24 protein-coding genes and 1 other annotated feature are annotated in these 21,997 nt (G+C 33.3%); of the genes, 13 read left to right on the top strand and 11 right to left on the bottom strand.

Annotation, left to right across the window (positions count from 1 at the left end; genetic code table 11):
• The 7 genes from H3S73_RS12050 to H3S73_RS12080 form a co-directional block, all read right to left on the bottom strand.
• The coding region (locus H3S73_RS12050; RefSeq protein ID WP_198248905.1) for a hypothetical protein at nt 1-200 on the bottom strand (200 nt) is incomplete at its 3' end.
• Between the two features lie 149 nt (nt 201-349).
• Nucleotides 350-1,384 (bottom strand): hypothetical protein, encoded by a 1,035-nt coding sequence (locus H3S73_RS12055; RefSeq protein WP_198236770.1) that lies wholly within the window; start codon nt 1,382-1,384, stop codon nt 350-352.
• A 27-nt stretch (nt 1,385-1,411) separates the two neighbouring features.
• The gene (locus H3S73_RS12060; RefSeq protein ID WP_198236769.1) at nt 1,412-4,726 is read right to left on the bottom strand and encodes a M23 family metallopeptidase; all 3,315 of its coding nucleotides are present in this window, start codon (nt 4,724-4,726) and stop codon (nt 1,412-1,414) included.
• 709 nt (nt 4,727-5,435) lie between these two features.
• Nucleotides 5,436-6,044, bottom strand: a complete 609-nt coding sequence (locus H3S73_RS12065) for a riboflavin synthase subunit alpha (RefSeq protein ID WP_198236768.1) — start codon at nt 6,042-6,044, stop codon at nt 5,436-5,438.
• Nucleotides 6,045-6,261: 217 nt separating this feature from the next.
• Nucleotides 6,262-6,414, bottom strand: a complete 153-nt coding sequence (locus H3S73_RS12070) for a hypothetical protein (protein ID WP_198236767.1) — start codon at nt 6,412-6,414, stop codon at nt 6,262-6,264.
• A 30-nt stretch (nt 6,415-6,444) separates the two neighbouring features.
• Nucleotides 6,445-6,897, bottom strand: a complete 453-nt coding sequence (locus H3S73_RS12075; RefSeq protein ID WP_144091243.1) for a hypothetical protein — start codon at nt 6,895-6,897, stop codon at nt 6,445-6,447.
• Nucleotides 6,894-7,274: a hypothetical protein gene (locus tag H3S73_RS12080; RefSeq protein WP_144091242.1), complete on the bottom strand. Its 381-nt coding sequence runs from the start codon at nt 7,272-7,274 to the stop codon at nt 6,894-6,896. The genes H3S73_RS12075 and H3S73_RS12080 overlap by 4 nt, the downstream gene beginning before the upstream one ends.
• 460 nt (nt 7,275-7,734) lie before the next feature.
• On the opposite strand from H3S73_RS12080, the gene crcB reads away from it, so the two are divergent.
• Together crcB and H3S73_RS12090 are read left to right on the top strand one after the other, a co-directional pair.
• The gene (crcB, locus tag H3S73_RS12085; protein ID WP_198236766.1) at nt 7,735-8,112 is read left to right on the top strand and encodes a fluoride efflux transporter CrcB; all 378 of its coding nucleotides are present in this window, start codon (nt 7,735-7,737) and stop codon (nt 8,110-8,112) included.
• A gap of 106 nt (nt 8,113-8,218) precedes the next feature.
• Nucleotides 8,219-8,617, top strand: coding sequence for a cell division inhibitor SulA (locus tag H3S73_RS12090; RefSeq protein ID WP_198228287.1), 399 nt, complete (start codon nt 8,219-8,221; stop codon nt 8,615-8,617).
• Nucleotides 8,618-9,186: 569 nt separating this feature from the next.
• Here the strand turns inward: H3S73_RS12090 and H3S73_RS12095 are convergent.
• Nucleotides 9,187-9,813: a TetR/AcrR family transcriptional regulator gene (locus H3S73_RS12095; RefSeq protein ID WP_198228285.1), complete on the bottom strand. Its 627-nt coding sequence runs from the start codon at nt 9,811-9,813 to the stop codon at nt 9,187-9,189.
• A gap of 152 nt (nt 9,814-9,965) precedes the next feature.
• On the opposite strand from H3S73_RS12095, the gene H3S73_RS12100 reads away from it, so the two are divergent.
• Together H3S73_RS12100 and H3S73_RS12105 are read left to right on the top strand one after the other, a co-directional pair.
• Nucleotides 9,966-10,220: a hypothetical protein gene (locus tag H3S73_RS12100; RefSeq protein WP_198228283.1), complete on the top strand. Its 255-nt coding sequence runs from the start codon at nt 9,966-9,968 to the stop codon at nt 10,218-10,220.
• Between the two features lie 462 nt (nt 10,221-10,682).
• Nucleotides 10,683-11,093, top strand: coding sequence for a DoxX family protein (locus tag H3S73_RS12105; RefSeq protein WP_039126302.1), 411 nt, complete (start codon nt 10,683-10,685; stop codon nt 11,091-11,093).
• 147 nt (nt 11,094-11,240) lie between these two features.
• Here the strand turns inward: H3S73_RS12105 and H3S73_RS12110 are convergent, their stop codons facing one another.
• Together H3S73_RS12110 and H3S73_RS12115 are read right to left on the bottom strand one after the other, a co-directional pair.
• Nucleotides 11,241-12,185 carry a zinc-dependent alcohol dehydrogenase family protein gene (locus H3S73_RS12110; protein ID WP_198236765.1) on the bottom strand — a complete coding sequence of 315 codons (945 nt, stop codon included), beginning with the start codon at nt 12,183-12,185 and terminating at the stop codon, nt 11,241-11,243.
• A gap of 171 nt (nt 12,186-12,356) precedes the next feature.
• The gene (locus H3S73_RS12115) at nt 12,357-12,905 is read right to left on the bottom strand and encodes a cysteine hydrolase family protein (protein ID WP_198228275.1); all 549 of its coding nucleotides are present in this window, start codon (nt 12,903-12,905) and stop codon (nt 12,357-12,359) included.
• 106 nt (nt 12,906-13,011) lie between these two features.
• On the opposite strand from H3S73_RS12115, the gene H3S73_RS12120 reads away from it, so the two are divergent.
• The 9 genes from H3S73_RS12120 (at nt 13,012) to hisIE (ending at nt 20,858) form a co-directional block, all read left to right on the top strand.
• Nucleotides 13,012-13,404 carry an Lrp/AsnC family transcriptional regulator gene (locus tag H3S73_RS12120; protein WP_144091238.1) on the top strand — a complete coding sequence of 131 codons (393 nt, stop codon included), beginning with the start codon at nt 13,012-13,014 and terminating at the stop codon, nt 13,402-13,404.
• Nucleotides 13,405-13,613: 209 nt separating this feature from the next.
• Nucleotides 13,614-13,739, top strand: a sequence feature (His leader region).
• A 39-nt stretch (nt 13,740-13,778) separates the two neighbouring features.
• A complete protein-coding gene (gene hisG, locus H3S73_RS12125; protein WP_144091237.1) occupies nt 13,779-14,678 on the top strand; it encodes an ATP phosphoribosyltransferase in 900 nt (299 codons plus the stop codon).
• Nucleotides 14,679-14,682: 4 nt separating this feature from the next.
• Nucleotides 14,683-15,978, top strand: coding sequence for a histidinol dehydrogenase (gene hisD / locus H3S73_RS12130; protein ID WP_198236764.1), 1,296 nt, complete (start codon nt 14,683-14,685; stop codon nt 15,976-15,978).
• A gap of 9 nt (nt 15,979-15,987) precedes the next feature.
• On the top strand, nt 15,988-17,046 hold the full coding sequence (hisC, locus tag H3S73_RS12135) for a histidinol-phosphate transaminase (RefSeq protein ID WP_232352516.1): 1,059 nt from the start codon (nt 15,988-15,990) through the stop codon (nt 17,044-17,046).
• An 8-nt stretch (nt 17,047-17,054) separates the two neighbouring features.
• The gene (hisB, locus tag H3S73_RS12140) at nt 17,055-18,122 is read left to right on the top strand and encodes a bifunctional histidinol-phosphatase/imidazoleglycerol-phosphate dehydratase HisB (protein ID WP_198236763.1); all 1,068 of its coding nucleotides are present in this window, start codon (nt 17,055-17,057) and stop codon (nt 18,120-18,122) included.
• On the top strand, nt 18,123-18,710 hold the full coding sequence (hisH, locus tag H3S73_RS12145; RefSeq protein ID WP_086326347.1) for an imidazole glycerol phosphate synthase subunit HisH: 588 nt from the start codon (nt 18,123-18,125) through the stop codon (nt 18,708-18,710).
• 17 nt (nt 18,711-18,727) lie between these two features.
• Nucleotides 18,728-19,465 carry a 1-(5-phosphoribosyl)-5-[(5-phosphoribosylamino)methylideneamino]imidazole-4-carboxamide isomerase gene (gene hisA, locus H3S73_RS12150; protein ID WP_198236782.1) on the top strand — a complete coding sequence of 246 codons (738 nt, stop codon included), beginning with the start codon at nt 18,728-18,730 and terminating at the stop codon, nt 19,463-19,465.
• Nucleotides 19,447-20,223, top strand: a complete 777-nt coding sequence (hisF, locus tag H3S73_RS12155) for an imidazole glycerol phosphate synthase subunit HisF (RefSeq protein ID WP_039126270.1) — start codon at nt 19,447-19,449, stop codon at nt 20,221-20,223. The genes hisA and hisF overlap by 19 nt, the downstream gene beginning before the upstream one ends.
• Nucleotides 20,217-20,858: a bifunctional phosphoribosyl-AMP cyclohydrolase/phosphoribosyl-ATP diphosphatase HisIE gene (hisIE, locus tag H3S73_RS12160; protein ID WP_198236762.1), complete on the top strand. Its 642-nt coding sequence runs from the start codon at nt 20,217-20,219 to the stop codon at nt 20,856-20,858. Before hisF ends, hisIE begins: the two co-directional genes overlap by 7 nt.
• 67 nt (nt 20,859-20,925) lie before the next feature.
• Here hisIE and cysB read toward each other — a convergent pair whose 3' ends face one another.
• Nucleotides 20,926-21,900, bottom strand: a complete 975-nt coding sequence (gene cysB, locus H3S73_RS12165) for an HTH-type transcriptional regulator CysB (RefSeq protein WP_198236761.1) — start codon at nt 21,898-21,900, stop codon at nt 20,926-20,928.
• Nucleotides 21,901-21,997: the final 97 nt, after the last annotated feature.

Consider the following 21,997-nt stretch of genomic DNA (forward strand, 5'->3'; position numbering starts at 1 on the left):
ATTTTTTTTGGCCCACCCATATACTCAATTTTCTTTGTTTTATCTTCAATAAAAATAACATGAAAGTCACTATCAGGTGTGGCCACCAAATAAAATTCAACTTTATTATCTCCCATATTTCCGCTGTAAACTCGATAGATAGCCTTTGTTACTTGCGGAATAAGAAAAACCATCATCATTATATATTTTATTGTTTTCATTATTTAATTCATCTTAACTTATTAAATTACTTAAACAGTACAAAAGATAACCAATTGTTATTATTCATCTTTTATAATTAACACCTTTAAACAATTTGATTGATTTTTAATATGCCTATTTTAAAATAGGCATTTCTATAATATGGTGTTTAATCCGCATATTCATCTATCAGTAATTCGCTAGCTTTTTGGCAAAAAAGTTTCTCTTTTTTATTGCAGGCGCGTGAAAGTAGAATTTTTTCTCCGTTTTCCGAGTATTTAATTAATTCACATTTTGAATTAGTAAGAGTGTATTTTTTATCATCTGAATATTCATACAAATCTGTAATAGTAGCCCTTGTCATTGCCGTTTTTATAGGACATATTTTCTCTTTTTTTGCGGTTTTTTTATCTGAATCAAAGGTAATAAATCGTCCAGTCAAATTTAGATAAACAAATTTATTTTGTTTTTCATCATAGGAAAAATACGCATCAATTACATTACTATCGTTGATACTCTCTTTCGATTTAGAAATATAGAAATCGTTATCTCTTCCATCAAAATTGGCATCGCGATTTGTATTTATACTAATAAACGAAAGAAAACCAAAATCTTTCAAATCATTGATTGTTTGAAGTAAGCTACCGTCTTTTTTACGATAAACATTTATTCCAACAACTTTTAGAAACTCTCCTTTCTTCTTTGAAACAAGCGTTTTAAAATAATAATCTTTGGTTGATTCTCTTTGTATAATTTCTTCATTTTCAAATTCAATATTATTCTTTAATTTTAAATTGTTATCATCATTATATGTAAATTCATAATCAAATTTTCTAACTAATTTAAAATCACCATATTTTTTAGAATAACCTTCTAAATTTTGATTCAAGATTATTGAGCGATCCTTATTAAAATCAATGTTTTTTATTACTATTGTATCTATAATATCTTCACCAAAATTAGTTTTAGGAACGTTGAAAACTAATCCATCTTCAATTTGAGCATTATGAATATTATCAAGTTGCTTTGGCTCAAAAGAATCATTATTAAGATAAATAATATTTATATCATTGTCATAAAAAGCATCAAAATAAAGCTCCACCTTATTTTTTCCAATTGTACCCTCATAAATAGTGTAATTAGCTAATGCAAAATTAGAAAAAAACACCATCATAATAAATAAAACTTTTTTTAAATTTATCATTTAAACTTTTCCCACTTAAATTTCACTTTATTTATTTTTTTTTCTTTTTTCTAGAACATCTTTTTGAAGTTTTTTATCAATTGATTTTAAATTAACAAAAAAAGCCGGATTTATTTTAAAGCCTAATTTATTGGTTTCATTATCTTTTTTTGTTGATTTGTTATATCGATATTTCATTGCTATTTCAAAATGTAAATGCGGATTAATCGCGCCTTTTGCGTTACCAGTATCACCAGTATAACCTAGTAAATCACCAGCTTTAACTTTTACACCTTCTTTTAATGATTTTAGCCTTTCACTCATATGGCAATATCGTAAATAAAAATAATCGGCATTAATATCAAACTCATCTCCTTCTTCAAACTCATCTTTATATTCAGAGGTATAGCTATTTCTAGATTTTCTTAAATCATCACCACTAACTTTTAAAACCAGTACATCTCCAAATCCTTTAGGATCTTCATGAAGTGATGCAATTTCTCCATCTAAGCAAGCGTAGCAAGGTGTTCCTATATCAGCAAATAAATCTAAACCTGTATGCGCTTTTTTGTTTCCATTTGCATTTGTACGAACTAGCCCAAAAGCGCCATTAGATGGTTTTTCGACTCCTCCCGAATTATATAAAGTCCGTTGCGGATTTTTTAAAGGTTCATGCCAAGGGCTGGCTTTAATTTTAAAATAGTTAATTAACATCATCGGGTGTATAAAACTTGCCTGACCATCAAGATTTAAAGTAGCTGGTAGCGTGATATCTGAAGAATTACTTTCATTGTTCGTTTTGGATTGTTCTGATTTGTTCTGTTGGTTTTGTTTCGCTAAACCTTTTGCAACATCATCCCACCATAACATTTTTTTTATCTTTTCTTTTTCATTATCCCAACGTGCTACTTGTAGTTTTAATTCTGTATAACAAAAGTCTTCAATTTTTTTATTATTATTGATTCCTTGTGCCTGCAATTCTCGACGTTTTAATTCTAATCCTCTTTTTACCGATTCTCGTTCATTTTCTGCTAATGTACTTATATAAGCATCACATTTTGCGGAATCACCCTCTTCTAAATAGCTCAAGACTTTTTTTGCTTTCTCGTTAAATTCACTATCTAAGGCGTCCCACTTTGGTATTTTGCCTTGTGCATCCATTTCACTATACCATTCACTTTCGCTCTTAATCAGTAAACGTGAAAGTGCCGATGATAATTGTGGTTTATCCGTGATTCCGTTGAAACTTTTTGCATCTATCTTGGCATATTTTTTTTGGTCTAAATGATATTGCCTATCTAAAATTGTTAATGTCTCTTTTAACGTCGGTTTATAGGCTTCAAGAGATGCATTATCTCTAGATGAAGACTTTTTCACATCTAAATAAAATTCTTTTGTGGTCGCCTTTTCTTCGATCAGCTTAAAATCGAACCAATCCCAACAACTCACTTTTTTTACGCCATCACTATTTATGGCTAACCAACCACGGATAGGGACATTATCTTTATCAAGAGCATGCTCTATAAAAATCCATAATGTTCCATCTTTATCCACTGCTCGATGACTCAACTTTTTAAAGACCCCATTATTAATATCAAGTAATAATGGAGTATCAATAATCGAACTGTTATTCGCTAATTCGCTTGCCTGTAATGGATATTCACTCCAGGCTTTTTTATCAGTCGCTAAAGAGATATTACCCTCTGCGTTTATGTTTTTTGATATCTCTTCACTATTTTCTATCCATGCCGTTTTTTTCTTAGTTTTGGATTCAGTGATTTCGATTTGTAACCATTTGACATTGATATCTTTACTGATTACTTTAATCTCAGTATGTTGCCCCACGTCTGTGTCTGCATCTTTCGGTGATTTAAGTAGTTTTGCTTGTTTCGAAATACCTAATAAGGTCTTCTCTTCCTCAGGAAGTTTACTGGCTTCTGCTTGAGTTAGTGCAATAAAATTAGGCAGGTCATCACAAGTAAAACATTCAACATGCAAGTTGGTTTCGCATTTAATTTCAGTACTGTTCTGGGAAAGTGATATCTTAGGGGTATGGTCATGCCCAATATGCCCAATCAAATCACCTGCTTTTATTGGAAATGGTGTATCTAATACAACCACTTCATTGTATTTTTTTCCTCGGGAAATTCTTTCAAGGCAATCAAACCAAATTTTTTTCTTTTCATTTGGTAAAGGAATGGTGGGTTTACCATCCCGAATCACTTCAGTTAATTCAACATAACGTTTTGCATTTTTATTTCCCGATATTTTAACTTGCGTTCCTTCTGGTAGCATTGATAAGATTTTTTTATCATTTCGAACTCTTAACCCTTTAGATTTAGCCCAGTTAGTCTTAAACTCTTTTGTTAGTATGCTAAGCTCTTTAGATTGACCTGAAAGAAGTTTTTTGTGCTCATTTAATTCTAAAATCTCAAATTCTTGCGAGGTCATCTCTTTACCAATAAAAATCCAACCTAAAATGTCTGTTTGACTTTCACCTTGAGTATGTTTGATTGATTTTAACTCGGGAATAGAGGAATAACCTTCCGCTAAGCTTGTAACAGCATACCAGTTATGATTTTCGTCATGTAAATTGAGATTTAAATTCACTTTAGTGCCGACTTGTAAAACCGCTAATATACTGTCATTTTTTGAATTATCTGCCTTATCGCGAATACATAAACCTTCGACGTTATCTAATTCTTTATGATCAGGTAGAACACGATAAATATCTTGTTCCCAAAATGAAGGTGTTGGCATTTTAGAATTTTTATCATAAAAGGCGGTATCGGCCAGATGCATATATAGGCTATAAAAATAGAGTTGATGCGGTGGCAGTTTTTCTTTTTCAGCTTCGGCTGGTTTGTTTTCTGATTCAGTATCAGCTTTATCTGCCGTTGAATTAGTAGAAGTTGCAGTATCATTTGTCTTAGAAGCAGAAGATGCGGGAGAATTATCTTCAGCAGGTTTTTCTTTTGTTGAACTATTTTCGGTATCAGGCTCTGTTGATTCTGTTTTTTCTTCAACTCGCTCCATTTCGAGTAGATGACGTACCAAAACAAAACCTGTTGAATAGAAAGCAACTGTATCTCCGTAGCTAATATTTTGATAGTTATCATTAATTCGATAAGCAACTACTTCACCATCGGCAATACAATGAACCTGTCGTTCGTTTTCATCACCTAATTCTTTAAGTACTGTTTCATCAAAGTGAACGCCCACATGTATAAGCTGATTAATACTAATTGGATAAAATCCTTTTGACGCTTTCAATAAGGCACTGTAATAATTATTGACTGTAAGATCCTTTTTACTATTAATAATAACTGGAAATTTCCATTCTTTTACTGCTGATAATGACATTGCTCATTCCTTAACCTACAAAATATTATAATAATTGTTTTTAAACACAATATATGACACTAAAGAGATTTTTAAATCTAGGATTATTATTTTTTGATACCTTAAATGCCATTTTTAGTATTATTTTTTTTGACTAAACATAAATATAATTAAAATAGTCAATAAATTATATCTCTTTTAAATTAATTTGTGATAAAAGTAATCTAAAATGGTTTATAAAAATACCTTATCTCGTATAATTTGCAATCATTTTTTGAAAAAAATTTTTTGATTTAAATTAGATAGATAACTTAGTAATGACAGTAATAAATTAACGCAATACCAGTTAAAAATTGATTTCTGAGTAGTAGCAAAAAAGGTTGAGTAAGATTTACACTTTAGGAATTTTGTATAAATTGATATTCAATCATTATCTTTAAAAATTAGTTTTTTACTGAAACGTATGTATAACCTGAAACTTTTTGACAGAAATAATCAACTATTCTTAATGAAGAAAATGATTTATATAAAAATTAACAATAGAAAAATAGGAAGTAATCGGCTGTTAGACATTAGGTAATACCTGGATAGCTGTTAAGGCTTTAATAATAAAGCCTTAACCTAAATATAAGATAAGTAATAGTCAATTAATACGTTTAAAATATTCGAAAGTCAGCAAAGCAAAATTTTTAGACTAACAATAATAATTATTTAATCTAAAAAATAAACATTACTTTCTTTCCGCCAAAACTCTTTCAACGGTATCAACAATTGCTTGAGTCTGTGAATCAATTTCTATGTTAACTCTATCTCCTACTTTTTTACTATCTAAAGTGGTAATCGCAAGTGTCTCAGGAATTAAATTGATTTTAAAACGATTATCCATTACATCACCCACTGTTAAGCTAGCACCGTCAATACCAATAAAACCTTTATAGAGAACATACTTGGTAAATTTAGGTGGTAATTCTAAAGTCATTTGGCAATTCGTTGCAGTTTTTTGAATATCAACAATTGTGGCCATACAAGATATATGCCCAGACATAATATGGCCACCTATTTCATCGCCGTATTTAGCACTACGCTCAATATTGACCAGATCATTAATATTTTTATCACCTAATGTAGTAAGCGCTAAAGTTTCTTGCATTATGTCAAAGGTAACCCAATCATCTTTAAAATCAGTCACGGTTAAACAACATCCGTCGTTAGCAATGGATGCACCGATTTCGATATGTTGTGTTAATTTTTCTGGTAATTTTACCTTATAAGTACGTAATTTATCTTGATCGATGATATCAATAATTACACCAACCCCCTGCACAATACCTGTATACATACTTTATCCTTGAATTAAACGAATATTAGCCTCTATTGTACTTAATCAGCTCGTAATTATCTATCATTAAGCAAATTTGCTCCTGACATCAACTACAAAAACAGATTTAAACAAGCGTTCTGTTTAAAACAAACAATGTTGTATTCCGTTTAGTTTTATCTTTTTGATAATCATAAAACACCAATGTATAACTATCATTTTGGCAGGAGATCAAATCCTAAATAATTAAGTTTTCTTTAGCTAATATAATAATTTCATTAGTAAGTAAATTAGTAAATTTGCCAGCTTGCTGTTGTAAAAATGCCTCGATCACTTTATTGTTTCGCAAGGTTATCCAGCCGTTTCCTGTTTCTATAGTAAAACGAATCACAAATGTTTCAGTGGCAATTTTTAATGGTTCTCAGACCCAAAATAGAGGAGAACCTACATCAAATAACTTATCTCGTGTCGCTTCACCTTGTGGGGTAAGAGTGATTAGATAAAAAATTCCACCCTCGCCGTGAGTTACTACACATGATGATTCGTAAAAACTCAAATTTAAAACACAATTCGGATAATCATTACAGGCTATATCAATTATTCTTGATTGTAATACGGTACCTTTTTCGTCAATTTGACGATGCAGCCAACAATTTTCTTCACTTTTGGCAATAATATTAATTTGTTTATTGTCATTATTTATAAAGGATTGATTATATTTTGGAAAAGGAATTTTTGTAGTATAACTTTTTTTAAGATCACCATTTTTAAATTCAACCGCAATCAGTTTATCTAATTGTTTGTCTGAAAAAATATCGACATACTTAAATATAGCAAAATCATGGTAAATACCAATATAATCACCAAGTGTCATTTTTTAGGTTTAGGATAGATAATATTATCGCGGTCAAAGCAAGGAACCATAATAATTAAACCATCTTTATCTGGATGATAAACCTCGATAGCAGTGTAAAGCTTACCCTCTGGATTGATGAAAAATTCTGGCAAGATACCATCAGATTCTAGGTAGTATGTAGGATTTTGTAAATCAGGCTCAAGCACAACATAGATCACTTGATAACTATACCGATCACTTTCAGAATAGTAACAATTGCAGGTAATGATTGGTTTATTTTGATAATTGATGGCTTCCTTGATACTAATACCAGCAGGTGATTTTAAAATAGTCATTGGTCCTAACGTCGTTTGCAGATAGTGCGCCTCAAAAGATATATCGGCTTTTTGTAACATAATTATGATTCATCCTGTTATTGTTTTCTTATTCAATTTATTAAGTTATATAATAAAATTAACTTTAATTATTTGATATTATTTTAGTTTTAACGTCAGGTTTTAATTGCGGTTCAAACCTTGTCAATTATTTCATCAACTGTATAAGTTACCTTATTAATCGTAATAAATCATGTAATAAAAAGTAGTAAATAAACAAAATACCCATACTTACAAAATATCTTTGCATAAAAGTGATGCTATAACTTTTTATTTAACGTGTTCTTAATATCTTTAATTTATTTATCTTTTTGAAAGTTAACAATAAAATCAAATATAAGCTATCGCTTTTTTAAACCTAAAAATGATGCCACAATGAAAGATATGCATTTTATTATTATCTCGGTTATAGTTATCATCCTTGCCATTAACCATAAAAAATAAATTTAATAAGAATGCGCCCAATTATTAAGGATTTAACATGTTTAAACTTATTTTAGCTATATCAGTTGGTTCAGTTGCTGGTGGGTTATTGCGGTGGTTTTTGTCACTTAAATTAAATATTATCGCGTTTGCGATTCCATTAGGAACGTTACTATCTAATCTGATTGCTGGTTATATTATTGGCTTTGCAATTGCTTTTTTTAATCATTCAAACTTATCCGCTGAGTGGCGTTTATTGGTTATCACTGGATTTTGTGGTGGATTATCGACTTTTTCAACTTTTTCGGCAGAAATCGTGAACTTTTTACAAGAAGGTCGTATTTTATGGGGATTAACTACTATTGCTATTCATGTTATTGGCTCTGTTTTAATGACTTTTTTAGGAATTTTATCCTATCAATTATTGCGTTCCTGATTCTATTACAGGAAAAAATAATACAAAAAATGATCATTTAAGGAGTTTACAAACGCAAAATACTGTATTAATATTCACTGTATATTAATACAGTATTGGGGATATTATGCTTATTGAACACTCTTCATCACAACTTATGGTGATTAATTTTGAATCTCCTTTTCAGCAGGTTTTACAACAACAACGCTCTTTGCTGAAGTCTCTTAATAAAGCTAAAAAATGGCAACTCTGGTTATCTGCTCGACCAATGTTAAAACGTTCATGGGTAAATATTGCAGGACTTGATAAACAAAAAATTGTGCATTTGAGTAATCTTAAAAATGAAAATTTAGTATCAACTATTGAAAAAGCGTTAAAAAGCAAAACCTGTAGCTATATCGTCGCTTGTATTAATGATCTTAATGAGCATGATAAACTACGTATTAAGCAAGCAGTATCAAACAGTGATACATGTTTATTATTAGTTCATGATGAGCCGAATCAACAGACAGTTCAATATCATTAGTTTTTAATCGATAATATTGTTTTGCATAAAATCTAATTATTCAATTAATTTTAATTTCAGTTTATGAATAGACACTGCCCGGCCTGATAGTGTCTTTTTTTATATCACTGAGTCCAATTATTTATAATAAAAAGAATAGTGATGTAAATTTTTGTCTCTTTAAATTATATACAATTATATGAAATTTTTATGTTTTAACCTCAGTGTTAAACGGTGCATGTTAAGTTTAAGTACATAAAATTTTTAAAAAGTTAAACTGTTTAATTAAAGTATCAGATTTCAATTGTGAATCATGATGACGACAGAATCAAATTAACAATTGATAAATCATTATGTTAAGAATTTTGCGTCAGGTCATCATCTTAATTTAATACATTAAATAATTAGTCTACTAAAAATTTGTCCTTAACTTGAACCAATAAAGCTGGCTATCATCATAACAGGAATAAAGATCAGGAATATTAATAATCCCAAAATATCATAATTAATCTTTTTCTTTTAGAAGGTAAGAATCTATAAACACTACTTATCAATCTAAAAATTAGATTAATCTAAAGATGACAAAATAATTAAAGCTCAGATATATCTTGTTTTGCTTGGTTAATTACAGCTTTAATAATCCATTGAGAAAGAGAAACGATATAAGAATCATCTAAATTCCATACATCTTTTAATACTGTGATTTGAGAACCAAAAATAATCGACAAAGTATAAATTAACTTATTATTTAGTTCTTCATTTAACTGTGATTGTAATGGTTGTAGTAAATTAGAGAGTACTTCTTTGTGATTCCCACGTACAAATTTTTCTGAATTAGATGATGAAGCTGAACGATCAGTCACCCATTGTTGCAAGGATAATCGCATAGCAGCTCTTATTGCTCCTTCATGTTTTATCATTTGAGCAAAAGCAAATGATAAGAAGTCATTCATTTTTTGGCCTACATCCTGTTCATCCGATTGCCAATGTAAAATTGGTTGAAGTGAATGATCAACAACTGCCGATATCAAATCACTTTGCGTTGGAAAATAGCGATAAGCAGTGGCTCTTGAAATTCCAGATTTATCAGCTAACTCGGTAATGGTTAATTCGTGACCTTCATCTAAAATACTCACTGCTGTATGTAATAAATGTTCGAACGTACGTTTTCTAACGCCTGTATATGTTTGTGGTGTTACGATACTTTGCTTATCCATATTATTTTTTATAATTTATTGCTTATTATAATTAAAATTGATATAGTTAATTACATGAGACATTAGTCTCATTTCTGTTATATACTGTATGATTATATGAGTTATTTAGTAAAAGTATGGAGTTCTATTTTTTATCCCTTAAGGAGCTTTAAATGGCATCACCAAACATGATTTACTTAGTCACGACGCTAAAAATTAAGTTGGAAGAAAGAGTAGATTATATAAAAAAGCTACTTAACCCCAAAAGACTTACAGTTAACGTCGTTGATAATTCAACTCAACCTCATCATCAGAATCATTTTTTCGATTTAACTGCTGAACTTATAGCAAATTACCATATAAATGGAAAAGAAGCTATTTTTTGTTCTAATAGAAAAATAGCTATGTTCGCCATGGCGAATTATTAAAGTTGGTTCAAAAAGATATAGAGTGATTTTTGGTTTAGGTAAATATTTTGATAAAGCAATGGAAAAACTAAATTTATAACAAAAAAGGATGAATATATTTTACACAATTATCCAGACTTTAACGGATTTGAGTGTAAGTACAATGCAAGGGAAACCAATAAAATTACGTAAAAAACAACAGAACAAGTTAATCTATTTGACACCAACAATAAGTAAGACATAACGGTGTAACTTTTAAGTTATGCCGTTATTTTTATCTACAAATAAATAATTAAACTTCCAAATAGCGTAAACATAATCTCATTAACATCGTTCAATTTTAGTAAGTAACTTTACTAATGATTGTTATCTGTGAGACAATCTTAAGTGTAGTATCCTATTTTGTAAATAAGTAATAGCTTTTGTAATAGATCACAATGATTTTAATTATTATTTTGCTAACTTAATATTAGGAACCCCAAAATGAAAGAATATCAAACTGATGTAGCAGCATTTGTATTACGAATTGCTTTAGGTATGATGTTTTTAGCCCATGGTTTTACTAAATTACTTGTTCTCACTCCAGAAGGTACAGCTGAGTATTTCCATACCCTTGGATTTCCAGGATTTTTTTCTTATATTGTTATCGCTTTTGAAATAGGTGGTGGTGCTTTGTTATTATTAGGTATTTTAACCCGCGCTGTCGCATTAATTGCATTTTTTCAACTTGCGATAATTACCATTGTACATTGGACTAATGGTTGGTCTTTTACTAATCCGGGAGGAGGTTGGGAGTATCCAGCATTTATGTCTTTAGCGGCTTTTAGTCTTGCTTTATTAGGTACTGGTCGGTTTAGTGTTTTATCAGGTAAAAAATATACACAAACCATTTAGTCATAATATGCCTGAGCTTTTAGGAAAGGTAAAAACAGTTAATAATTACCTTTCCTAGACCTCTATATTTTAAATATGATTTCATTAAATATCTTTATTATTGGTGATAAGCCTACATTTCATTAATTAAACAATTAAATTTTCAAATCATTCCGCCATTACTAATAATGGTTTACCATTCATACTTACTTGCTGGTAAGCTTTAATAGCACTTAGCCAATCATTGAATTTAAATAAATAAGGTTCATTTAAATCTATTTGGTTTAACTTTGTCCAGATTTCATTAAACATATTCAACCATTCTATTTGATCCATATTGTTTATATATTGACGGATATGAAACCAATGAACTTTAGGTAATCGCTTTTTAGGTTGAAAAAAAGTACCTGAAAGCAAACCATACGAGACAAATTCACTTGAATCAGACATATGATTCAAAATTGTTTCAGCAAGCTCGCCACCAACCGCATCAAAAACAATATCAGCATGTGCAGCAAAATATTCTATAGCTTCAGTATCGTTTTGATTTATTTTTTTAACACCATATTTATTATAAAATTGAACATGATTATCTGAGCGACAAATGACAGTTACAAATAATGCTTGCAAATTTACTGCCCATTTGCATAACAATTTTGCACAATCAGCTCCCCCCGCAGTAACTAAAATATGCTTTCCTTGTGGAGAATAATGTTTAAGCATTAACCAAGCTGCGACAGGATTAATATAAGCTCGAGCAGCGATAGTATCATCAATTGAATCTGGAACTTCAATAGCATATTTTGCAGGTGAATCTACGAAATGCTGCCAAGTTCCTTCTCCTCTTAAAGGTAATACACGTTTTCCAATCAGATGACGATAAGTTAAAGGTGCCTCAATTACCTCACCTACTCCCTCATAACCAGCAATTTGTGGCAGAATGATACGATGCTGATAAGCACCTGTAATTGGAATAAGGTCTGAGGCATTAATTGGCGCATATAACATTTGTACTCTAATATAATCTTCTTTTAATAAGTCTTTATTTGAAAGTTCAAGCTTCAATACATCTTCAGGGATACCAAACTGTCTATAACATAATGCTGAGTTCAAGTATTGTTCCTATTTATTATATTAATCGAATTAAAATAACATGATTATAATTTATTTAACGGTAAATTATTCTATAAACTTTCAACAATTAGATGGCTTTTTTGTACCATCTAAATGCCTATCAATGAAATGCTAATTATAAATATAAAAACCTCTTTCACTGTTATTATGTTATGTTGTTTGAATAAATGCTTCACAGCTCATTATCTTAGAAAATCGCATTAATGCAGACATAAAACTATTGTGAACGTCTTGTGAGGAAATGATGTTGCCATTGAAGTCAAGATCACGAGTAGTACAAGCATCATGAATTAAAATCGGTTGATAATTAAGCTCAAATGCACAGCGAGTAGTTGAATCTACGCACATGTGGCTCATCATGCCACAGATCACTAACTGTGTTATTCCTAATCGCTCTAACTTCTCTTGCAATTGTGTTTGGTAAAAGCTATTTGGATAGGCTTTTTGAATGATCATTTCATTCGGTTTGATAGGAAGTAATTTTGCATGTAATTGACTACCAAAACTATTATTCACAAAAAAAACAGCATTAGGATCTGGGTTAATATGTTGTATATAAATAATAGGCAGTAGTTTTTGCCGAAAATAATTTTGCAGTTTTAAAGTATTTTGTAATGCTTGTTCAGTATTATTTAACGGATATTTTCCGTCAGGAAAATAATCATTTTGCACATCAATAATCATTAATGCTTGAGTCATTTTGCTCTCCTTTATAAGGTTTCGTGTTATTATTTTCTAATAATCAATTTTTAAAGAACATAGCGAATTGAAATGATAAATATCAGTTAGCTTTCAAATTGAAACAATGGATAAAAAAGATAGAGCGATTTTAAGTGAATTAAGAAATAATAGCCGTCAATCTTGGCGCGAAATTGGCGATAAGGTTTTCTTATCTAGCCAAGCCGTTGGTCAACGCGTTCAAGATTTGCTAAATAATCATATTATAGAAAAATTCACCATTAAAGAACAAAAACAAAACTTACAGTTCATTACTATTTATATGAACACGAATCAATTTACTTCTTTTGAAAACTTAGTAAAGTCTTTTAATGAAGTAATAGAATTTTATAAGATTACAGGCGACGGATGTTATATGATTATCAGCCATTTCGACAGCGACGCATTGAATCTCTTTTTAACTAAAATTACCGATTTTGGTCGTTATAAAGTCAGTCATCGATTAAAACAAATTTTATAATTAAGTTAGTTTAACTTGACTCATTAGCAATTAATATCCGTAACTTTTGAAAAGCAAAAAGTCTGATATTTGCAAAATTTCTTTATCAATCATAAAAAATGAGTTGATAGTTATTCATTTCTATTATATTTTATATATCAATTTTGATAATTAATTAAATTATTGGTTTTTATTTTTATGAATTGTTTTTGCGTTTTTGTTACTAAACATCATCATCACCATCATACCTGATTAGTCTTCGGGCGATTGGTGCTGGAAGACAGTTGGTCTTCTGGTGATATCGCGAAAGCAAATAGAAAACCCTCGGAAGATCAAACTTTCGAGGGTTTTTTGTTTGTGGTTAAAAAATTTTTTAGGATAATTTGGAGAATAATATGTTGGATAATTCGCGTTTACGTATAGCAATGCAGAAATCAGGTCGCTTGAGTGATGAGTCAAAAAAGCTACTTGCACAATGTGGCATTAAAATTAATCTTCAAGAACAACGTTTAATTGCCTTCGCTGAAAATATGCCGATTGATATTTTACGCGTTCGTGATGACGATATCCCAGGATTAGTCATTGATGGCGTAGTCGATTTGGGAATTGTTGGCGAAAATGTTTTAGAAGAAGAAGTGTTAGATCGACAAGCTGAGGGTTTCAATCCTCAATATAAAACATTGCGCCGATTGGATTTTGGCGGTTGTCGATTATCCATTGCAGCGCCTCGTGATTTTGATTATACCGGCCCTGAATGTTTAAAAGATTTACGTATTGCTACCACCTATCCTCACCTACTCCGTCGTTATCTTTCTCAGTACAATGTAGCTTTTAAAACCTGTTTGCTTAATGGTTCAGTCGAAGTAGCGCCACGAGCAGGTCTTGCTGACGTTATTTGTGATTTAGTTTCAAGTGGTGCAACACTTGAAGCGAATGGACTTAAAGAGATTGAGGTTATTTACAGATCTAAAGCTTGTTTAATTCAACGCCAAGCCGAGATGTCAGCTGACAAACAAGCATTGATTGATAAGTTGATGACGCGAATTCAAGGTGTTATCCAAGCTCGTGAATCCAAATATATTATGTTACATGCACCAACTGCAGTGTTAGATCAGGTTGTAGCTTTATTACCCGGTGCTGAAAATCCAACCATACTACCACTTACTGGTGAACAAAATCGCGTGGCGTTACATATGGTGAGTTCCGAATCGCTATTTTGGGAAACCATGGAGAAACTTAAGGCCTTAGGCGCTAGTTCAATTCTTGTCTTACCAATTGAAAAAATGATGGAGTAATACTATGAAACTCTCTTATTGGCAACAATGTTCGGATGCACAGCGTGCAGCACTTTTAACTCGCCCTGCTATTACTGCTTCGGATTCAATTAGCCAAGCGGTAACAGATATTTTAAGTCAGGTGAAACAAAATGGTGATCAAGCTTTAATCGCATTAAGTAATAAGTTTGATAAAGTACAAATCCAACAAATAAAATTAACGCAAGATGCCATCAAAGCAGCAACGGCAAGGGTTAAACCTGAATTAAAACAGGCAATGCAATTAGCCGTCAGTAATATTGAAAAATTTCACCAAGCCCAAGTTAAATCAGCGATTACGGTTGAAACAATGCCGGGGGTGAAATGTCAGCTTGTCACTCGTCCGATTGATTCAGTAGGTCTCTATATTCCAGGTGGTTCTGCACCTTTATTATCAACGGTTTTAATGCTTGCAACCCCAGCAAAAATTGCCGGTTGTCGTAAAGTCATTTTATGTTCTCCTCCACCTATTGCTGATGAAATCTTGTATGCAGCTGAACTGTGCGGTGTGACCGAAATATACCAACTAGGCGGCGCACAAGCCATTGCTGCAATGGCATTTGGTAGTGAATCGGTACCTAAGGTCGATAAAATTTTTGGTCCGGGTAATGCTTTTGTTACTGAAGCTAAACGCCAAGTTAGCCAACGCCTTGACGGCGCAGCTATTGATATGCCAGCAGGTCCTTCTGAAGTGTTAGTTATCGCCGACAGTTCAGCTAATCCCGCTTTTATTGCTGCCGATTTATTATCACAAGCGGAGCATGGTCCCGATTCACAAGTAGTTTTAGTTACTCCAGATGAGGATATTGCGAAAGCGGTTTCAATTGAAGTTGATAAACAGTTAACCCAATTATCTCGACAAGGTATTGCCGAAAAAGCTTTACAAGAAAGTCGTCTGATTGTGACTAAAGATTTAGCTCAATGCATTACTATCAGTAATCGTTATGGTCCTGAACATTTAATTATTCAAACACAAAATGCCGATGATCTTGTAGAACAAATCACCAGTGCCGGTTCAATATTTTTAGGGGACTGGTCACCCGAATCGGCAGGTGACTATGCTTCAGGAACTAATCACGTTTTACCAACTTATGGTTATACCGCGACTTATTCAAGTCTTGGATTGGCAGATTTTCAAAAACGTATGACCGTCCAAAAATTATCACCAGAGGGCTTACAAGCCATTGGTAATGCGGTTGAATTAATGGCACAAGCAGAACAACTTACTGCCCATAAACAAGCCGTAACGCTTCGTCTAGCTGCATTAAACGCTAAAAAATAGGTGAACAATATGGATATTAATCAATTAGTCAGAAAGAACGTACAGAAATTAACTCCTTACCAATCTGCTCGTCGTATTGGTGGAAATGGCGATGTATGGTTAAATGCCAATGAATACCCTGTTGCCCCACAATTTGAGTTAACCGAACAGACATTAAACCGTTATCCAGAACCGCAACCGGAACAAGTTATCAATAGTTATGCTCATTATGCAGGTGTCAAACCAGAACAATTAATTGTTAGTCGTGGCGCTGATGAAGCGATTGAGCTGTTAATGCGAGCATTTTGTGAGCCACAGCAAGATAGCATTTTATATTGTCCCCCTACCTATGGTATGTATCAGGTTAGTGCTGAAACATTAGGTATCGATATAAAAACCGTACCAACGAAATCGGATTGGCAATTGGATTTAACAGCTATTGAGCAACATCTTGATAATGTTAAATTAATTTATGTTTGCTCGCCAAACAATCCAACTGGCAATTTAATTAATCCTGATGATATTAAAACACTGTTGGATATCGCTAAAAACCGTGCCCTTGTGGTAATAGATGAAGCTTATATTGAATTTTCACCTGAATCTTCGGTAGTTAGTTGGTTAGCCAATTATCCGCATTTAGTTATTTTAAGAACTTTATCGAAAGCTTTTGCTTTAGCTGGTTTACGATGTGGATTTACTATCGCCAATAAACCAGTGATTGATGCATTACAAAAAGTAATTGCTCCTTATCCGTTGGCAACCCCGGTTGCTGATATTGCGACGCAAGCACTAAGTAAAACGGGTATTGAAAAAATGCGACAACAAGTGCAACAGATCAACAGACAAAAAGAGAGATTTGCAAGCGATTTGTCTGCTTTACCCATTGTCGAAAAAGTTTATCCTAGCTCATCTAACTATTTATGCGTTAAATTTCAAGCGGGTAAAGATGTGTTTAAAACATTATGGAATAAAGGCATTATTTTGCGCGATCAAAGCAAATCAATCGGGCAAGATAGTATAATTCGCATTAGCATTGGCACAGCAGCCGAATGTGATGCAGTGATTTTGGCACTCAAAGCGATAATATAGGAGCAATGATGTTACAGAAATACTTATTTATTGACCGAGATGGAACATTAATTACTGAACCGCCAATTGATTTTCAGGTCGATAGCTTTGAGAAGTTGGCGTTTGAACCTAATGTCATCCCTGCTCTACTTAAGTTGCAATCTGCTGGTTTTAAACTGGTGATGGTAACAAATCAAGATGGTCTCGGTACTAGCAGTTATCCACAATCTGATTTTGATGGTCCTCACAACTTGATGATGCAAATCTTTCAATCACAGGGTGTTAACTTCGAAGAGGTGCTAATTTGCCCTCATTTTCCAGAAGATAATTGTCAATGTCGTAAACCAAAAATTCAATTAGTTCTACCTTATCTTAGCAATGGTAACTTAGATAAAGAAAACAGTTATGTTATTGGTGACAGGGTTACTGATGTTCAACTCGCCGAAAATATGCAAATCAAAGGATTACGTTATCATCCAGAAACTTTAAATTGGGCTGAAATAGCACAACGGTTAACCACAGCAGACCGCTACGCAAAAGTTGAACGTAATACTAAAGAGACAAAGATCTTAGTTGAAGTTTGGCTTGATCGTCAAGGTGGTAGTCAAATCAGTACCGGTATTGGTTTTTTTGATCATATGTTGGATCAAATTGCAACCCATGGTGGCATTAAACTTAATATTAAGGTTGACGGAGATTTGCATGTTGATGATCATCACACCATTGAAGATACTGGATTAGCATTAGGCGAAGCGTTAAAAATCGCTTTAGGAGATAAACGAGGAATTACTCGTTATGCATCAGTCATTCCTATGGATGAGTGTTTAGCAAAATGTGCAATGGATATTTCGGGTCGGCCTTATTTAATATTTAATGCTCAATTTACTCATCAAAAAGTAGGCGATATGAGCACGCAAATGGTTGAACATTTCTTCTATTCTCTCAGCTATGCAATGGCAATTACCTTGCATATTGAGACACAAGGCGATAATGATCACCATAAAATTGAAAGTTTATTTAAAGCCTTTGCTCGAACGTTGAAGCAAGCAATTAAAATAGACGGTAACTGCTTACCGAGCTCAAAAGGAGTACTGTAGATGAATGTTGTCATTCTAGATACGGGTTGTGCAAACCTTTCTTCGGTAAAATATGCCATAGAAAGATTGGGTTATAAACCGATAATTAGTCTTGAGCCCGAAGTCGTACTTGAGTGTGATAAGCTGTTTCTACCCGGTGTAGGATCAGCTTCAGCGGCAATGAAAAAGTTAAAAGAACGTAATCTAATTGAACTTATTAAAGCGTGTACTCAACCTGTTTTAGGCATTTGTCTCGGTATGCAGCTACTAGCCGAATACAGTAGTGAAGGGCATGTACATACATTAGGAATCATTGATGAAAAAGTCGATAAAATTCCAGATATTGGTTTACCTTTACCTCATATGGGTTGGAATCAAGTTTACCCAAAAGCAGGTCATCATCTATTCAGAGATATTGCAGATGGTGCTTATTTTTATTTTGTTCATGGATACGCGATGCCACTATGCTCAGCAACTATTGCAGAAACCAATTACGGCGAAAGCTTTACCGCTGCCGTGCAAAAAGACAATTTTTACGGTGTACAGTTTCATCCCGAACGTTCTGGGTCAGCCGGTGCACAATTGCTAAAAAACTTTTTGGAGATGTAACTATGGCAGTTTATCCAATTATTATTCCAGCCCTTGATTTAATTGATGGTAGTGTCGTTCGATTACATCAGGGCGATTATGACCAAAAACGTGACTATGGAAGTGACCCTCTATTACACTTACAAGAGTATCAACGACAAGGCGCAAAACTTCTACATCTTGTGGATTTAACCGGTGCAAAAGATCCTAAAGCTCGGCAAATTACTTTAATTCAAACGTTAATTAAAGGTGTCCAAGTACCTGTACAAATTGGTGGTGGTATCCGCACCCAAGACGATGTAGAAGCGCTCCTTGCAGCTGGCGCAGCGCGAGTTGTGATAGGTTCAACAGCAATAAAACAGCCAGAATTAGTTAAGCAGTGGTTTAGCAAATATGGTCCTGAAGCGTTAGTTTTAGCTCTGGATGTCCGCATCGCTGCTGATGGTAATAAATATGTCGCAATTCATGGTTGGCAAGAAGATTCTAACCAAACACTTGAACAAGTCATTGATGATTATTTACCTCATGGCTTAAAACATGTGCTTTGTACAGATATTTCTAAAGATGGAACGCTGAGCGGCTCAAATGTGAGATTATATCGTGAAATTAGCCAAAAATACCCGCAGATCGCCTTTCAGGCATCGGGTGGAATCGGTCAACTCGATGATATTAAAGCTCTCAAGGATAGTGGCGTGGCGGGAGTGATCGTGGGACGAGCACTACTTGAAGGCAATTTTACGGTTGAGGAGGCAATTTCATGTTGGCAAAAAGGATAATTCCTTGTTTGGATGTACGCAATGGACAAGTAGTGAAAGGCGTGCAATTTCGTAATCACGAAATTATTGGCGATATTGTACCTTTGGCTAAACGTTACGCCCAAGAAGGAGCTGATGAGCTGGTTTTTTATGATATCACTGCATCTTCCGATGGTCGTGTCGTTGATAAAAGTTGGGTTGCAAAAGTTGCCGAGGTGATTGATATTCCCTTTTGTGTAGCTGGTGGTATTAAAACAGTTGAAGACGCAGGACAGATTTTAACTTTTGGTGCCGATAAAATTTCAATTAACTCACCCGCATTAGCTAATCCTAATTTGATTACTCAATTGGCTGATCGTTATGGTGTGCAGTGTGTTGTAGTTGGAATTGATACTTGGTATGACCAACAATCAAATAACTATCATGTCTATCAATTTACCGGAGATGAAAAGCGTACAGTGGCAACCAAGTGGAATACCCTTGATTGGGTAAAAGAAGTACAAAAACGGGGTGCGGGTGAGATTGTTTTAAATATGATGAATCAAGACGGTGTGCGTAATGGTTACGATTTAGCTCAATTAAAAGCCGTGCGTGAGGTTTGCCATGTACCATTAATTGCATCAGGTGGCGCTGGTACAATGGAACACTTTTTACAAGCCTTTAATGAACCAGATGTCGACGGTGCATTGGCCGCGTCAGTATTTCATAAACAAATCATTAACATTGGTGAACTTAAACAATATTTAGTGCAACATGGAGTAAATATTCGATTATGCTAACAGAAAATTCCAACACAAAATTCGATTCATTGCAATTCAATACAAAGCAACTTGATTGGCAAAAAGTCGATAATTTGATGCCTGTCATTATTCAACATTATGTCTCAGGCGATGTATTAATGCTGGGTTATATGAATCAAGAAGCCCTATCTCAAACTCAAGCCAGTGGTAAAGTTACATTTTATTCACGCACTAAACAACGTCTATGGACCAAAGGCGAAAGTTCTGGCAATTTTCTAAATGTAGTAAGTATTACTTCAGATTGTGACAATGATACTTTATTAGTTTTAGTTGATCCAATTGGACCAACCTGTCACACAGGTACCAACAGTTGTTTCGCTTCTGCGAAAACTCAATGGGGTTTCTTATTTGAGTTAGAGCAGTTAATTGCTGGCCGCAAAAATGCCGATCCAAAATCTTCTTACACCGCTAAACTCTATCATGATGGAACTAAACGTATTGCTCAGAAAGTGGGTGAGGAAGGCGTTGAAACGGCTTTAGCAGCAACGGTACGTGATACTGAAGAGCTGAAAAATGAATCGGCTGATTTAATTTACCATCTACTCGTTTTACTGCATGACCAAAATCTGTCATTGCAAGATGTCATTGGTATTTTGAAAGCCAGACATAAATAGTGCTAATAAAAAAGTGCGATAATTTCGCACTTTATTCAGCTTTATTATTCAAAAATAAAATTTCAAGCTAGCGAACTGGCAATTTTACCCCATTGAACATGGCTAACACTTCAGTATTATTATCACATAACATCAGTTTGTCGATAGTTTGACGATTTAAATGTGGTGAAAATTGACTGATAAAATCATACATATAACTACGTAAAAATAAAGAACGCGCAAAAGTAATATAAGTAGTACTGTAAGGAAAAATATGCCCAGCATTAAGCACAACAAAATCATCATCAGCAATTGCATCACTTACTGCCATTTTAGCAACAATTCCGACGCCAACACCTAATTTAACATAAGTTTTAATTAACTCTGCATCGGTTGTGCTAAACACAATATTTGGCGATTGCCCAGCGCGAATAAAAGCTTGATTGAGGTCAGAACCATCATTAGAAAAGTCATAACTGACTAAGGGATATTGGGATAACTCTGCAATAGAAATTAAACTACTTTTAGCCAACGGATGATCTTTTTTAACTATCACGGCTTGGTTCCAGTGATAACATGGCAATGCAATCATTTCATCATTAAGTTGTGAAAGGTCAGTAACAATGGCAAAGTCCGCTTGCCCTGCTTGTGCCTGTATAATACATTGCGGTGATGAGCCCTGTTCCATATGCAAAATAATATTTGGGTATTGCTTCATAAATTGTTGGATGACTATTGGCAAACTATAACGTGCTTGAGTATAAGTTGTCGTAATCGTTAATGAGCCTTGATTTGGCTGACTAAACTCTTTAGCTATAATTTTTATATCATTTGATTTGTTGAGGATTTCACGAGCGAGGGAAATAACTTTTTCCCCGACAGGAGTAACTTCAGAAAGATGTTTACCGACTCTTGTAAAAATTTGAATGCCAAGTTCGTCTTCTAACAATTTTATTTGTTTACTGATACCAGGTTGCGAAGTATAAAGTTTTTCGGAGGTTAACGACACATTAAGGTCATTGTTGACCACTTCAACAATGTAACGTAATTGTTGCAATTTCATGACAAGGCTCCTTTAACTATATACTCTTCTCGCTTTTAGCTTTACTCAAAAGCGAGAAAACGTAAGGTAATTCCTTTCACACTCTAGCACAAACAAA

The sequence above is a fragment of the Gilliamella sp. B14384G12 genome, from assembly GCF_016101825.1.
GTDB lineage: Bacteria > Pseudomonadota > Gammaproteobacteria > Enterobacterales > Orbaceae > Gilliamella > Gilliamella apicola_N.

Bases quoted from the DNA above. Each gene is read 5' to 3' on its own strand.
- H3S73_RS12055 (WP_198236770.1), bottom strand. From the start codon at position 1,384: ATGATAAATTTAAAAAAAGTTTTATTTATTATGATGGTGTTTTTTTCT.
- H3S73_RS12060 (WP_198236769.1), bottom strand. From the start codon at position 4,726: ATGTCATTATCAGCAGTAAAAGAATGGAAATTTCCAGTTATTATTAAT.
- H3S73_RS12065 (WP_198236768.1), bottom strand. From the start codon at position 6,044: ATGTATACAGGTATTGTGCAGGGGGTTGGTGTAATTATTGATATCATC.
- H3S73_RS12075 (WP_144091243.1), bottom strand. From the start codon at position 6,897: ATGACACTTGGTGATTATATTGGTATTTACCATGATTTTGCTATATTT.
- H3S73_RS12080 (WP_144091242.1), bottom strand. From the start codon at position 7,274: ATGTTACAAAAAGCCGATATATCTTTTGAGGCGCACTATCTGCAAACG.
- crcB (WP_198236766.1), top strand. From the start codon at position 7,735: ATGTTTAAACTTATTTTAGCTATATCAGTTGGTTCAGTTGCTGGTGGG.
- H3S73_RS12090 (WP_198228287.1), top strand. From the start codon at position 8,219: ATGCTTATTGAACACTCTTCATCACAACTTATGGTGATTAATTTTGAA.
- H3S73_RS12095 (WP_198228285.1), bottom strand. From the start codon at position 9,813: ATGGATAAGCAAAGTATCGTAACACCACAAACATATACAGGCGTTAGA.
- H3S73_RS12100 (WP_198228283.1), top strand. From the start codon at position 9,966: ATGGCATCACCAAACATGATTTACTTAGTCACGACGCTAAAAATTAAG.
- H3S73_RS12105 (WP_039126302.1), top strand. From the start codon at position 10,683: ATGAAAGAATATCAAACTGATGTAGCAGCATTTGTATTACGAATTGCT.
- H3S73_RS12115 (WP_198228275.1), bottom strand. From the start codon at position 12,905: ATGACTCAAGCATTAATGATTATTGATGTGCAAAATGATTATTTTCCT.
- H3S73_RS12120 (WP_144091238.1), top strand. From the start codon at position 13,012: ATGGATAAAAAAGATAGAGCGATTTTAAGTGAATTAAGAAATAATAGC.
- hisG (WP_144091237.1), top strand. From the start codon at position 13,779: ATGTTGGATAATTCGCGTTTACGTATAGCAATGCAGAAATCAGGTCGC.
- hisD (WP_198236764.1), top strand. From the start codon at position 14,683: ATGAAACTCTCTTATTGGCAACAATGTTCGGATGCACAGCGTGCAGCA.
- hisC (WP_232352516.1), top strand. From the start codon at position 15,988: ATGGATATTAATCAATTAGTCAGAAAGAACGTACAGAAATTAACTCCT.
- hisB (WP_198236763.1), top strand. From the start codon at position 17,055: ATGTTACAGAAATACTTATTTATTGACCGAGATGGAACATTAATTACT.
- hisH (WP_086326347.1), top strand. From the start codon at position 18,123: ATGAATGTTGTCATTCTAGATACGGGTTGTGCAAACCTTTCTTCGGTA.
- hisF (WP_039126270.1), top strand. From the start codon at position 19,447: ATGTTGGCAAAAAGGATAATTCCTTGTTTGGATGTACGCAATGGACAA.
- hisIE (WP_198236762.1), top strand. From the start codon at position 20,217: ATGCTAACAGAAAATTCCAACACAAAATTCGATTCATTGCAATTCAAT.
- cysB (WP_198236761.1), bottom strand. From the start codon at position 21,900: ATGAAATTGCAACAATTACGTTACATTGTTGAAGTGGTCAACAATGAC.